At 58.5% G+C, this 13,317-nt stretch carries 13 protein-coding genes; 9 read left to right on the top strand and 4 right to left on the bottom strand.

Going from position 1 to position 13,317, the window contains the following annotated elements; translation table 11 throughout:
- Window positions 1-44: 44 nt before the first annotated feature.
- Genes AC4FIA_RS00330 through AC4FIA_RS00315 form a run of 4 tightly spaced genes read left to right on the top strand, consistent with a single transcriptional unit; the run spans window position 45 to window position 4,127 of the window.
- Window positions 45-932 (top strand): formate dehydrogenase accessory sulfurtransferase FdhD, encoded by an 888-nt coding sequence (locus AC4FIA_RS00330; protein WP_490364262.1) that lies wholly within the window; start codon window positions 45-47, stop codon window positions 930-932.
- Complete coding sequence (mobA, locus tag AC4FIA_RS00325; protein WP_490364261.1) at window positions 929-1,561, top strand: molybdenum cofactor guanylyltransferase MobA; 633 nt, start codon at window positions 929-931, stop codon at window positions 1,559-1,561. Before AC4FIA_RS00330 ends, mobA begins: the two co-directional genes overlap by 4 nt.
- Window positions 1,558-2,049, top strand: coding sequence for a molybdopterin-guanine dinucleotide biosynthesis protein B (mobB, locus tag AC4FIA_RS00320; RefSeq protein ID WP_103910416.1), 492 nt, complete (start codon window positions 1,558-1,560; stop codon window positions 2,047-2,049). Before mobA ends, mobB begins: the two co-directional genes overlap by 4 nt.
- Window positions 2,046-4,127 carry a molybdopterin-binding protein gene (locus tag AC4FIA_RS00315; protein WP_490364260.1) on the top strand — a complete coding sequence of 694 codons (2,082 nt, stop codon included), beginning with the start codon at window positions 2,046-2,048 and terminating at the stop codon, window positions 4,125-4,127. The genes mobB and AC4FIA_RS00315 overlap by 4 nt, the downstream gene beginning before the upstream one ends.
- Here the strand turns inward: AC4FIA_RS00315 and AC4FIA_RS00310 are convergent.
- Window positions 4,124-5,128, bottom strand: a complete 1,005-nt coding sequence (locus AC4FIA_RS00310; protein WP_490364259.1) for a hypothetical protein — start codon at window positions 5,126-5,128, stop codon at window positions 4,124-4,126. The genes AC4FIA_RS00315 and AC4FIA_RS00310 overlap by 4 nt on opposite strands.
- Window positions 5,129-5,145: 17 nt before the next feature.
- Window positions 5,146-5,616: a transcription elongation factor GreA gene (gene greA / locus AC4FIA_RS00305; RefSeq protein ID WP_287473444.1), complete on the bottom strand. Its 471-nt coding sequence runs from the start codon at window positions 5,614-5,616 to the stop codon at window positions 5,146-5,148.
- A 269-nt stretch (window positions 5,617-5,885) separates the two neighbouring features.
- On the opposite strand from greA, the gene AC4FIA_RS00300 reads away from it, so the two are divergent.
- Window positions 5,886-7,535, top strand: a complete 1,650-nt coding sequence (locus AC4FIA_RS00300; protein WP_490364258.1) for an electron transfer flavoprotein-ubiquinone oxidoreductase — start codon at window positions 5,886-5,888, stop codon at window positions 7,533-7,535.
- Here the strand turns inward: AC4FIA_RS00300 and AC4FIA_RS00295 are convergent, their stop codons facing one another.
- A complete protein-coding gene (locus AC4FIA_RS00295) occupies window positions 7,536-8,120 on the bottom strand; it encodes a LytTR family DNA-binding domain-containing protein (RefSeq protein WP_490364257.1) in 585 nt (194 codons plus the stop codon).
- A gap of 521 nt (window positions 8,121-8,641) precedes the next feature.
- On the opposite strand from AC4FIA_RS00295, the gene AC4FIA_RS00290 reads away from it, so the two are divergent.
- Both AC4FIA_RS00290 and AC4FIA_RS00285 read left to right on the top strand, forming a co-directional pair.
- Window positions 8,642-10,360, top strand: a complete 1,719-nt coding sequence (locus AC4FIA_RS00290; RefSeq protein ID WP_490364256.1) for a tetratricopeptide repeat protein — start codon at window positions 8,642-8,644, stop codon at window positions 10,358-10,360.
- Window positions 10,347-11,174, top strand: a complete 828-nt coding sequence (locus AC4FIA_RS00285) for a 4-(cytidine 5'-diphospho)-2-C-methyl-D-erythritol kinase (RefSeq protein WP_490364255.1) — start codon at window positions 10,347-10,349, stop codon at window positions 11,172-11,174. The genes AC4FIA_RS00290 and AC4FIA_RS00285 overlap by 14 nt, the downstream gene beginning before the upstream one ends.
- On the opposite strand, the gene AC4FIA_RS00280 is transcribed toward AC4FIA_RS00285, so the two are convergent.
- Window positions 11,175-12,176, bottom strand: a complete 1,002-nt coding sequence (locus tag AC4FIA_RS00280) for a polyprenyl synthetase family protein (RefSeq protein WP_490364254.1) — start codon at window positions 12,174-12,176, stop codon at window positions 11,175-11,177.
- Window positions 12,177-12,230: 54 nt separating this feature from the next.
- Here AC4FIA_RS00280 and AC4FIA_RS00275 point away from each other — a divergent pair, with 54 nt between their 5' ends.
- Together AC4FIA_RS00275 and AC4FIA_RS00270 are read left to right on the top strand one after the other, a co-directional pair.
- A complete protein-coding gene (locus tag AC4FIA_RS00275) occupies window positions 12,231-12,446 on the top strand; it encodes a putative signal transducing protein (protein ID WP_103910408.1) in 216 nt (71 codons plus the stop codon).
- Window positions 12,427-13,203 carry a methyltransferase gene (locus AC4FIA_RS00270; protein ID WP_103910407.1) on the top strand — a complete coding sequence of 259 codons (777 nt, stop codon included), beginning with the start codon at window positions 12,427-12,429 and terminating at the stop codon, window positions 13,201-13,203. The genes AC4FIA_RS00275 and AC4FIA_RS00270 overlap by 20 nt, the downstream gene beginning before the upstream one ends.
- The last annotated feature ends 114 nt before the right edge of the window (window positions 13,204-13,317 follow it).

Raw genomic sequence — 13,317 nt, 5'->3', positions numbered from 1 at the left:
TGTCCTAATCTGATCAAAACAGCCGTAGACCCGTGAAAAGGAAGATGCAATTGGCAGAGCTTCACGAAAAAGCCAACTACGTGATTGCACCTGATCCCGCAGGAAACGGGTTGACCCGCGCAGTCACCGGCATTGACCACACAGGTGCAGAAACGCAGATTTCCGTGGTCGAGGAACGCCCGCTGACAATCTATCTGAATAGCCAAGAGGTTGTGACCGCCATGACCATCGGGGATTATCCCGACTTTCTTGCGGTCGGTTTCCTGCGCAATCAGGGGATGCTGAAAGACGACGAAGAGATCACCGGCATCGACTATGACGAAGAGCTTGAGACAGTCGTTGTGCGCACAGCGTCGGCCACGACCTATGAAGAAAAGGTCAAGAAAAAGACCCGCACTTCGGGCTGCGCTGTAGGCACCGTCTTTGGCGACATGATGGAGGGGTTGGATCAGGTTCAACTGCCGCAGACGCCTGTGAAAACCTCATGGCTGTACGGCCTTGCGCACAAGATCAACACGACCCCGTCGCTGTATCTGGAGGCAGGCGCGATCCACGGCACGGTTCTATGCCAAGGCGATCAGCCGCTGGTCTATATGGAGGATGTGGGGCGTCATAACGCGGTGGATAAGATCGCCGGTTGGATGTTTCTGAACGGTATCTCAGCCGACGACAAAATCCTTTACACGACGGGGCGACTGACATCGGAAATGGTGATCAAAACCGCGTTGATGGGCATTCCCGTTCTGGCGTCACGCTCGGGGTTCACGGCTTGGGGCGTCGATATCGCGCGTCAGGTAGGTTTGACCTGTATCGGACGGATGCGCGGCAAACGCTTTGTTTGCCTTAGTGGCGAGGACCGGCTGGAATGGGACATCGATCCTGACGCGGTGCCGGACGAGGCCAAGAAATCCGGTCGGAAGGGCGCGGCATGAAGCAACCTTTGGGCGTTATTCTGGCGGGTGGTCAGGCCACGCGCATGGGCGGTGGTGATAAGGGGCTGCTGACTGTCGGGGGCAAAACCCTGCTGTCCCATGTGATCGACCGGCTGGAACCGCAGGTCGCCGGTTGTGCGCTGAACGCCAATGGCGATGCCGCGCGGTTTGCGGACTATGGCCTGCCCGTGATTGCCGATAGTATCGACGGCTATGCAGGCCCCTTAGCGGGCGTTCTGGCCGGTCTGGATTGGGCGGCAGAGCAGGGCGCGGAAACCATTGTCACCGTTGCCGCCGACACGCCGTTTTTTCCTTGCGATCTGGTGCCGCAATTGTTGCTGGCCGCCGACGGGATGGCGCACCCCTTGGCGCTGGCTGCCACCAAGGGCGAGGCCAAGACCAAATCGAAATCCCAGTCCGGCCTGATACGGCATCCCACCTTCGGCCTTTGGCCGGTTGCCCTACGCGACGACCTGCGCAAGTTTCTGGAAGGGGGCGGGGCCAAGGTGGTGATCTGGACCGAACAACACGACGGACGCGAGGCGCTGTTTCCGACAGACGCGGGCGATCCGTTTTTTAACGTCAATACGCCAGAGGATCTGGCCAAAGCCGAGGCGCTTGTTTCATGAAAATCTACGGGGTCACGGGTTGGAAAAACGCGGGCAAAACAGGGCTGATGGAACGGCTGGTGACCGAAATCACAGCGCGCGGATTTTCCGTCAGCACGGTGAAACACGCCCATCACAGCTTTGATGTAGACCACCCTGGTCGCGACAGCTATCGCCACCGCGAAGCAGGCGCGCGCGAGGTATTGTTGTCATCGCGCAACCGCGTCGCCCTGATGCAGGAACTGCGCGATCAGGATGAGCCGAGCCTTGATGACTTGCTGAAACGCCTGTCGCCCGTCGATCTTGTGCTGATCGAGGGTTATAAACGCGATCGTCATCCCAAGGTCGAAGCGCACCGTCAGGAACCGGGTAATCCGCTGATCGCGCCCGATGATCCAACCATCCGCGCGGTTGCCTCGGACACGCCGCTGGAACTGGATCGGCCGGTGTTTGATCTGAACGACACAAAGGCCATCGCGGACTTTATCCTCGGGGAAGTCGGCCTGTGACCCGCTTCGACCGCTTTGTGGTGGTCGATTGGTCGGGCGGCAATGACACAGGGCCCAAGCCGCGCAAGGACGCGATCTGGCTGTGTGAACACGGGGCCGAGCCAGAATACTTACGCAATCGCGTAGTGGCAGAGGATCGTCTGCGGGCGTTGATTGATGACGCTCAGGCGCTTGGCCAGCGCCTGTTGATCGGCTTTGACTTTCCTTTCGGCTACCCCGCTGGCTTCGCGCTGGCTTTGACAGGGCAGGACGATCCTTTTGCCGTTTGGGATTGGGTCGAACAGAACCTTGATGATACGCCCAAGGGTAACAACCGCTTTGCTTTGGCCGACCAGATCAACGCGCAGTTTGCGGGCGTGGGGCCGTTCTGGTTCAATGCGTTGAAGCAGGACTTTGCCCATCTGCCACGCAAAGACACGCGCACAGGTCACGGAATGTCCGAACATCGTGCCTGTGACGCCATGGCAAAAGGCGCCTTTACCTGTTGGCAGATGGGTGGCGCAGGGGCCGTTGGCGGTCAGGTGTTTACGGGTCTGGCGGTGCTCAATCGGTTGCGGAGCGAAATGCAGGTCGCTGTCTGGCCGTTTCAAAAACTGGACGCGCCTGTGGCATTTGTCGAAATCTGGCCGGGGCTTATTAATTCTTCTGTGAAATCTGCCGAAGCTTTGGGCGGTATTCGCGATGCGCATCAGGTCAGGTTACTGGCCCGTGCGCTTTCTGCGTTGCCCCCCGCGCGCTTGGCTGAGATGTTGGATGTCAACGCACCGGAAGAAGGTTGGATACTGGGCTTGGGCTTTGAAGACGAATTGAACGACGCCGCAGGTCTGCGGCCACCGCCCCTGCGGAACGATTGTTTTGCCTTGCCGGCGGGTGTCGACTGGACGCCTGTGGACGATGCTTTGGCGATGCTGCGTGATCGGTTGCATACGGTGGTGGGGCAGCAGGATGTCGCGCTGACTGATGCCCGTGGCCGTGTTCTGGCCGTTGATCTACTGGCCAAACGCGCAAATCCGCCGCATCCTAATACGGCGGTGGATGGCTACGGCTTTGCCCATGCCGCGATGTCCGATGGCGACAACGTTCTGCCCTTGGTTCAAGGCCGCTCTGCCGCGGGGGTGCCTTATGACGGCAAGGTCCCCCAAGGCCACGCGATCCGCGTTCTGACGGGCGCTGATCTGCCTGACGGTGTGGACACTGTCGTGCTGGATGAGGACTGCAGTGCGGACAGCGCGCAGGTCGCGTTTCGGGGTGGTCTGCGCCGTGGGGCCAACACGCGGAAGGCGGGCGAGGATATGGCCGTTGGCCAAGTGGCGATCCCCGTGGGCACCAAATTGCGTCCGCCCGAATTGGCACTCGCGGCGTCCGTGGGGCATGGCACGGTTCCAGTCTTTGAACGGCTGCGGGTGGCTGTCTTGTCAACCGGCGACGAACTGGTCGAGGCAGGGGCACAGGCGGGCGCAGGGCAGATTTACGACGCCAACCGCCCGATGCTGTGTTCCTTGGCCGAGGCTTGGGGGTACGAAGCCGTCGACATGGGCCGCGCGCCCGATGACCGCGACGCCTTGCGCGCAATTCTGGACGATGCTGCGACCAAGGCAGACGTGATCCTGACGTCCGGCGGTGCTTCGGCAGGGGACGAGGACCACATGTCGGCTCTGCTACGTGAAGCAGGTGCGATGCAGGAATGGCGGATCGCGTTGAAACCCGGTCGTCCCTTGGCGCTGGGCATGTGGAACGGCGTTCCCGTCTTTGGCCTGCCGGGAAATCCGGTGGCGGCCTTTGTCTGTTCGCTGATCTTTGCGCGTCCGGCGATGTCGGCGTTGTCAGGGGCAGGCTGGATTTCGCCCGAAGGGTTCGACGTGCCTGCGGCCTTTACCAAACGCAAGAAACCCGGACGGCGTGAATACCTGCGTGCCCGCCTGCGCAACGGCAAGGCCGAGGTGTTTGCCTCTGAGGGGTCAGGGCGCGTGTCGGGGCTTAGCTGGGCGGAAGGGCTGGTTGAAATCGGGGACGAAGCGGCGGATATCGCCGAGGGCGATCTGGTGCGCTTCATCCCCTATGGCAGTTTCGGGCTTTAGTCGAAGGTGCCCGCAACGCGGCCCAACAGCATGAACGCGCGCGATGTGCGGGTCATGGTGTAATCGGCCAGTTCTTCGTCGGTTGCCGTCTTTTCGAACTGCGCCAGCGCTTTATCGTAGAGGCGCAGGAAGTGGTGTGTCGCATCGCGGAAGATCGGGTCTTTCTTCATCCGCGCGTTGGTCAGTGCCAGCGAAGACCGGTCGCGCACACCGCCAAGCGCTGCAATCACGCGTCCACGTTCACCTTGCGCAAAACGCCGCCACAACTCGGGGCGGGCCAGATCGGGGCGCAGATCGTCCATATAGATGCCGTCTTGGCTAAGCAGCGTCAGCACATCCTGACTGGCCTGAACCAGTTGGGCTGTCGGGCGATCTTTCAGCGCGCGGCGCAGGGCGGCGAACCCTTCGGAATCATCCGCCGTCTCTGGAAAGTTCAGCGCGCGGATCAACTGAGCGGTGCTCAGCGGCTGGCCAATCGCTTCGGCCGGTGTGCCAAGCGCCAGCGCAGGCTGGTCGCCGCCGTTCGGATCGGACGGATCAGACGCCAGCGGCGCGGGGTTCTGGTGACGCACTGTGGTGAAGGTCGCCAAGGCCGTTTCGGTTTTGCGTTGGGCCGCGGCGATTTCATCCAGCTTTTTCGCGATCGACACAGCGGGCAGTTGTTCGTTCGGCGATGATGCTTTGGACTGGGTCACATAAGCCTTACGCAGCGCGTCCACAGCGGCCTGCAAGCGGGCGCTTTCGGCCTCCATGATACGGGCGGCGCGCATGGCCATGGCGGCAACCCAGATCATGGCAACCGGCATAAACACGACCATCAGGATCAGCAGAAAGCGCACGCCATCCAGCCCGTCCTGACTGAAGAACAGGAAATAGCCTGCGGACAGCAAAAGCCACACAATGCCAATGCCCAAAGCCGCCCGATCAACCGCGCGCGTTGCTTCGGCAGACTGGCGGTCGCTTAGGCCCAAACCGGATTTTTTCTGACTGTTGTCAGCCATATCAGCTGCACCTTTGATCAGATGTATTCAATCTTGAGCACTTCGTAGCTTTTCTCGCCACCCGGTGTGCGTACTTCGACGCTGTCACCTTCGTCCTTGCCGATCAGGGCGCGGGCGATGGGGGATTTGATGTTCAAAAGGCCTTTTTCGATGTTGGCTTCATGTTCGCCAACGATCTGCCAAGTTTTTTCTTCGTCGGTGTCTTCGTCAACCAATGTGACGGTCGCGCCGAATTTGATCGAGCCGCTCAGTTTGGTCGGGTCGATGACCTCGGCCAGACCCAGAACGCCTTCAATCTCTTTGATGCGGCCTTCAATAAAACCCTGTTTTTCACGCGCGGAATGGTATTCGGCGTTCTCTTTCAGGTCGCCCAGTTCGCGTGCCTCTGCGATCGCCTGAATAATGGCGGGACGCTCTTCGGACTTGAGCTTTTTCAATTCAACTTCTAGCGCGGTGGCCCCCGCGCGGGTCATCGGTAGTTTTTCCATTTTCTTTCCCGGAGGTTGCATCACGACGGATCGCAACGCTGTCACTGGTTATGCCGTGTCCTAATCACGGGGTGTCGGGCGATGCAACAGTGTTGCAGTGCAAAGCACTTGGCAAGTGCTGCTAGAAAAATTGGCGGGCGTTCGCGCTATCATCACATCATTTGGTCCCGAGACGCCGTGTCACAATTGACCTTGGCGGTGTCGGTCGTTACCTCGTCACGCAAGATTATTTCACAAGAGTGCCCGTTTCTGTGGGCAGAGGGAGTGTCATGACCGATATTCAGCGCGAAGCGATGGAATATGACGTTGTAATCGTAGGTGCGGGCCCGGCGGGTCTGTCTGCTGCGATCCGGTTGAAACAGTTGGATGCGGAGCTGAATGTCGTTGTCCTTGAAAAAGGCTCCGAAGTTGGTGCGCACATCCTGTCGGGTGCTGTTCTTGATCCTTGCGGTCTGGATGCGTTGATCCCTGACTGGAAAGAAAAAGGCGCACCGCTGAACACGCCGGTCAAAGAAGACAACTTCTATATGCTGGGCGAAGCTGGCCAGATCCGCGTGCCGAACTTCCCCATGCCGCCGCTGATGAATAACCACGGCAACTACATCGTTTCGATGGGCAACGTCTGCCGCTGGATGGCCGAACAAGCCGAAGAACTGGGCGTCGAGATTTTCCCGGGCATGGCCTGTTCCGAACTGGTGTACGGCGACAATGGCGAAGTCAAAGGCGTGGTTGCCGGTGAATTCGGCAAGAACCCCGATGGCACACCGGGCGATGGATACGAGCCAGGCATGGAGCTTCACGGCAAGTACGTGTTCCTGTCCGAAGGTGTTCGCGGATCGCTCGCCAAAGAAGTGATCGAGAAATACAAGCTTTCCGCCGGTAAAGAGCCGCAGAAATTCGGCATCGGCATGAAAGAGATTTGGGAAGTTGACCCCGCCAAGCACAAGCAGGGCACAGTCACCCACACCATGGGTTGGCCGCTGGGTTCGAACGCCGGTGGTGGTTCCTTCATCTACCATCTGGAAAACAATCAGGTTTATGTCGGCTTCGTGGTTCACCTGAACTACGAAAACCCGCACCTCTTCCCCTACATGGAATTCCAGCGCTTCAAGCACCACCCGATGGTCGCCGAGCTGCTTGAAGGCGGTAAGCGCGTGGCTTACGGCGCGCGTGCAATCTCGGAAGGTGGTTATCAGTCCATGCCCAAGATGGTGGCACCTGGTGTGGCGCTGCTGGGTTGTTCCGTTGGCATGGTCAACGTCCCGCGCATCAAGGGGAACCACAACGCGATGCTGTCCGGTAAGGCCGCGGCAGAAGCCGCCTTTGCCGCGATCAAGGCGGATCGTTCGGGTGATGAACTGAACGACTATGAGGTCGAAGTCCGCGAAGGCGCGATTGGTAAAGACCTGAAGAAGGTCCGCAACGTGAAACCGCTGTGGTCCAAGTACGGTCTGGTCGCATCGCTGATGGTGGGCGGTCTGGACATGTGGACCAACACATTCGGCTTCTCGCTGCTGGGCACAATCGGCCACGGCAAAACCGATGCGGATGCCACAGGCGAGGCCAAGGATTTCGAACCGATCGATTATCCCAAGCCCGATGGCAAGCTTAGCTTTGACCGCCTGACCAACGTCAGCTTCTCGTTCACGAACCACGAAGAACAGCAGCCTCCGCACCTGCAGCTGAAAGACCCGACCATTCCGGTCAAGGTTAACCTGCCCAAATACGCAGGCCCGTCGGCGCGCTATTGTCCGGCAGGTGTTTACGAGTTCGTTGAGGAAGAGGGCAAAGAGACACGCTTTGTCGTCAACTTCCAGAACTGCGTTCACTGCAAAACATGTGACATCAAAGACCCTAGTCAGAACATCAACTGGACGACACCGCAGGGTGGCGAAGGTCCGAACTATCCGAACATGTAATCAGACAGTTTCCTGCGCGCGCTCGATTTGGGCGCGCGCCTGATCCAACCGGTTGGACGAGACCGGCAAAACCCGTCCATCCCGCAAATGCACATGATGCTTGCGCCCGTTCTTCTCAATCTTTTCGATTTCCGCAGTCGCCACCCAGTGTGAGCGGTGGATTTGAATGCCGTCTACCCCATTCAGCAGATCGACAAGATCCCCCATCCGCATCAGCAACATCGCATTTCCGCGATCTGTTGTGATGTGGGCATAGTGATCCTGCATGGAAATTGAGCAAATGCGCGCGCTGTGCATCTCTGGCGGCAAGCGGTCTTTCAACGCAGATGGCAGGTCTGGTTGCTTGGCGAGGGGCGCTGCCGGTTCGATTGGCGGCGTTCCATCGACTGGTTCGGCAACCTCTTCCTCGGCGCCTTTTGTTTTCTGGAAGACAGCTGGAATGACGACAAATTCAGTTAACAACATGGGCGCGGAAATCACTGCGATCTCCAGATATACCTTGGGGTAAATCAGCGCAGCGGCTGCTTCGGGTGCGAAAACCTTGTAGATGAACATGACAGCCGCAGCAGACGGGATTGCGCCCAAAACGCCTCCGATGCACAATCGTGTCGTGCCCGATAGCTTATTGAAAAGATTTACGGAAAACGCAGTATAAACGCCGATATGGGCGAAGACAGCCACAGCGGAAAAGTCCACCAGCCAGAACGCGAACCTGTCCCAAAGGGAAAGGGCGTTGTATGTGCCAAATGGGCCAATCACCGTAACAATAGCCACCAAGGTAAGATAAAAAACGAACTTCCTTGGCAGGTTTACTGATGTGTCTATTTCACGCATCGTCAATCTGAAAACTCTACTATTACACGAATAACACAGCGATTTTGCGCATGTAAGGTTTATTACTTCCTCTTAAGTAGATTTTCCTCTGCTGCGTGAGTGATGCAGCATACAAAGCGGCTTTGGCTGGTCGCTGGGAGGCTGTGAAAGTCTTTTCGTGATAACGTAAGATTTATGATGAGGGGCCCATATTTGTGGGCCCCTCATTGCGCGTGGCTGTGCAGAGGACTAGGTTTAAGGCAAAGCACCTCACAGAGGCCGAAAGGGCGACAATGACTCAATCAGGCTGGCTTAAAGCCGCGGCAACGGCAATCGCACTCTTCCTTCCGTCGATGTCGGCGGCTCAGGGGGTTGCCGGTGATTATCTGGCAGCGCGTCAGGCGGGCATGACCGGCGATTTTGAGCAGGCTGCCCGCTATTTTGACCGCGCCCTGATGTTCGATCCCGACAACCTCGAATTTATGGATCGCGGCGCGCTGTCGTACCTGTCTCTGGGTAATGTGGAGCGGGCGGCAGTCCTGGGCAATCGCATTCTGGAAAGCGGTCAATCCAGCCAGGTCGCGCAGATGGCTGTTATGGCCGAACGCCTTGGCAAGGATGACTACGCCGGTGCAATCGATATGATTGCGCAGAACCGTGGCGTTGGCCCCTTGGTTGACGGATTGATCACCGCGTGGTCCCAGTTGGGCCAAGGAGACATGAGCGCCGCGCTAGTCGCTTTCGAAAAGGTCGGCGAAACCCAAGGGCTTGAACCATTTGCGGTGTATCACAAGGCTTTGGCACTGGCATCTGTCGGCGATTATGAGGGTGCCGAAAAAATCTTTGCGACGGACATGGCTGGCGGTCTGCAATTCACCCGCCGCGCCGTCATCGCGCGTTTGTCGATCCTGAGCCAGCTTGAGCGTAATCAGGAAGCGCTCAATTTTCTGGATCAGTCCTTTAACGCCCAGATGGACCCGGAATTGCGCAGCGTAAAAGCCGCGCTTGAGGCGGGCGAAACCCTGCCGTTTAACGTGGTTCGCTCTGCCAAGGACGGGTTGGCTGAATCCTTCTTCTCATTGGCCGAGGCGCTGGCGCAGGATGCGTCTGACGATTTCACGCTTCTTTATGCACGCATCGCCGAACACCTGCGCAGCGACCACTTCGAAGCGGCGTTGATGACGGCCGAATTGCTTGAACGTCTTGGCCAATACGAACTGGCCGTCGATGCCTACCGTGATGTCGAACGCGACGATCCGGCGTTCCATGCGGCGGAACTGGGGCGGGCAGGTGCCCTTCGCGCTGCTGGCCGCACCGATGCGGCGGTGGAAGTGTTGGAAAGCCTTGCGGAGACCCACGGCGATTTGCCCGTCGTGCAATCGACCTTAGCCGACTTGAAGCGGTCATTGAACGAATATGACGACGCCATTGAAGCCTACGCCAAAGCCATCGACCTGTTCGACGAACCCGAGCGGTCGCAATGGTTCTTGTTCTACGCGCGGGGGATTTCCAACGAACGGTCCGGCAACTGGGAGGCGGCCGAGGCCGACTTTCGCACCGCGCTGGACCTGAACCCCGATCAGCCGCAGGTTCTGAACTATCTGGGGTATTCGCTGGTCGAAAAGCAGACCAAGCTGGATGAGGCTTTGGATATGATTGAACGGGCGGTCGCAGCCGAACCGGGCAGCGGCTATATCGTCGACAGCCTTGGCTGGGTTCTTTTCAAACTCGGGCGTTATGAAGAGGCCGTCGAACATCTTGAACGCGCAGCCGAGCTGATGCCGATCGATCCTGTTGTGAACGATCACCTCGGGGACAGCTATTGGGCTGTTGGCCGTCGGACAGAGGCCCAGTTTATGTGGCGACGTGCCTTAAGTTTTGTGGACTACGAAAATGTGTCCGAAGACGCGGATGCCGACCGCATCCGGCGCAAATTGGAAGTCGGGCTGGATCAGCTTCTTGAAGAAGAAGGCGCTGATCCGCTGAACATGGTAACTGATGACAAAAATTAACGACTTTGCTCCGGCAAAGATCAACCTGACCCTTCACGTCTTGGGCCAACGCTCTGACGGCTATCACCTATTGGATTCGCTGGTTGTGTTCGCCGATTTTGGCGACCGCATCGAAGTATCGCCGAACAGCGAACTGGCGTTGAGCGTCGATGGCCCCTTTGCCGATGGTGTCCCGACCGGCGAGGAAAATCTGGTTCTGAAAGCCGCGCGCCTCTTGGATCCGGTGCGCGGTGCGTCGATCCACTTGCACAAGGAATTGCCGTCGGCTGCAGGTATCGGCGGCGGATCGTCCGATGCGGCGGCCACGCTGCGCGCGCTGGGTGAGATGTGGGGAATGCCCCTGCCGGGCAATGCGATGACACTGGGGGCTGATGTGCCGATGTGTCTGGAGCCGAAAGCGGCCCGTATTTCTGGCGCAGGCGAAGGGCGGATGCCCGTCGAAGGACTGCCCGCCATGCCTGCTGTACTGGTCAATCCTCGCGTGGGTGTCCCCACTCCGGCGGCGTTCAAAGGATTGGCGACAAAGAATAATGCGCCGATGCCAGACGTCATCCCGGACTTTGCCGATGTGACCGCGGCAGCGGACTGGTTGGCGGGCCAACGCAATGATTTGTCCGCTCCGGCGCGCGAGATTGCGCCTGTGATCGACGATGTTCTGGCGGTTCTCGACGATGCGCTCTTGGCGCGGATGTCCGGATCGGGGGCAACGTGCTTCGGGCTCTATCCGGATAAGGAGACCGCCCAACAGGCGGCCTTGCGCATTGCGGCCAAGCGTCCGGATTGGTGGGTTGCGCCCGTTACGCTGAACCCGTGATCAGTTGATCCGCGCGACCACGTAATCCGCCAGATCAATCAACATGTCGCGCAGATCGCTTTGCGGGATCGCGGACAACGCTGTCTTCGCTTTTTCAGCCCATTCCAGCGCATCGTCGCGCGTTGCTTCAAGCGCACCGTGACGGTTCAGAAGATCCAAGGCGTGTTCCAGATCACCGTCTTCCTGTTTGCCTTTCTCGATGGTCCGCTTCCAGAAGGCGCGTTCTTCATCGTCGGCTTTGGCGATGGTTTTGATGACAGGCAGGGTCAGTTTGCGTTCACGGAAATCGTCACCAACGTTTTTACCGGTGGCTTTCGTGTCGCCCTGATAATCCAGCAGATCGTCCACAATCTGGAAGGCAATGCCCAACGCATCGCCGTAATCAAACAGCGCCTGTGTCAGCGCATCATCGACGCCTGCAATCACGCCGCCCACTTCCATCGCAGCCGAGAAAAGGGCGGCGGTTTTGCCGCGCACGATCTGTAGGTAAACGGATTCGTCTGTGCGCAGGTCGGTTGCGGCGGACAGTTGCAGAACTTCGCCTTCGGCAATGGTCGCCGAGGCGTTGGCCAGAATATCCAGAACGCGCAGCGATCCGGTTTCCACCATCAACTGGAACGATCGGGCGAACAGATAGTCACCCACCAAAACGCTGGATTTGTTGTCCCAAAGCAGGTTTGCCGTCGGGCGTCCGCGACGCTGGGCGCTTTCATCGACGACATCGTCATGCAGCAAGGTCGCGGTGTGAATGAATTCTACGGTGGCCGCCAGATGCATATGATACGGGCCGTCGTAACCACACATCTTGGCGGATGCGAGTGTCAGCATGGGGCGCAGGCGCTTGCCGCCGGCCTCAACCAGATGGGCCGTCACTTCGGGGATGCGCGGGGCATGTTCCGATGCCATCCGGTCGCGGATCAGCGTGTTCACCTGTTCCATCTCGCCCGACAGGACCTGAGCGAGGCGTTCATGCGGTTTTACAGATGTGTGATCCAAACCCATTGTGATGCTCCCCAAGGGTCGACTTTGGCCGACCCCGATGTTTAGATGAGAAATATGGAAGAGCTTTTGCGCACGACCGATATTACTCTTATTCCACTTGCCCGCACAGTGCTGGACGACGCGGGTATAGAAACCTTTGAACTCGACGTAAATATGAGCGTGCTCGAAGGGTCCATTGGCATTTTGCCACGCCGCCTTATGGTTAGGGCGCAGGACCTTGCACGTGCAAGAACAATTCTTTGGGAAAACGGTGTTAAATTCGAAGGTTAGAACCTTTTCAGACGACGAACTGACGCAAGACGCCTTTTTGGGCGGCAAACTGACGTTGCGCCAACCGCGCATTGGATATCGCGCGGGCGTTGACCCTGTTTTCCTGGCCGCCAGCGTTCCGGCAAAGCCCGGTGACCGTGTGCTCGAACTTGGCTGCGGGGCAGGGCCTGCGTTGCTGTGTCTGGGCGCACGCGTTAGCGGATTGCACCTGTGGGGCGTCGAACGACAGCCTGACTATTCCGAACTTGCGCGCTGGAACGCCGAAAGCAACGGTCTGGACGCTGTGATCGAAACCAACGATCTGCGCGATCTGTCTGCTGAGCTGCGGCAAATGTCGTTTGACCATGTGATCGCCAATCCGCCGTATTATGATCCGTCCCAACGCGTACCTGCGCAAGACAGCGGGAAAGAGGCGGGGCTGTCCATCGAAACGCCCTTGGCCGACTGGATCAAGGCCGCCGCTAAGCGCACCGCGCCGCGTGGCACCGTGACGTTCATCCATCGCGCCGAAAAATTGCCGGAACTTATTTCCGGATTTGCGAAATATCTGGGCTCGGTCGAAGTGAAACCCTTTGTGCCGCGCACAGGTCGTGATGCGGGGTTGGTGTTGATCCGCGGACGCAAGGAAGGTCGCGCGCCGTTCCGTTTGCATGCGCCCATCGTTTTGCACCAAGGCCGCCAGCACATGACCGACGGGGATGACTATCGCCCCGAGATCAGGGCCATCCTACGCCATGGCGGCGCGCTATCTTTCTAGGCGCCTGCACAACTTTTGCTAAATACTTTTGATATTCCTCGCCCAAGAATGCGCGTGCAGCGTGACTTTGTAAAAAAAATATGATGCACTGAAATTCTATTCACAAACAGGAGG

Source organism: Thalassococcus sp. (assembly GCF_982780845.1).
Note: the sequence above shows the minus strand (reverse complement) of the source record. Positions and strands in the feature narration are given on the sequence as shown.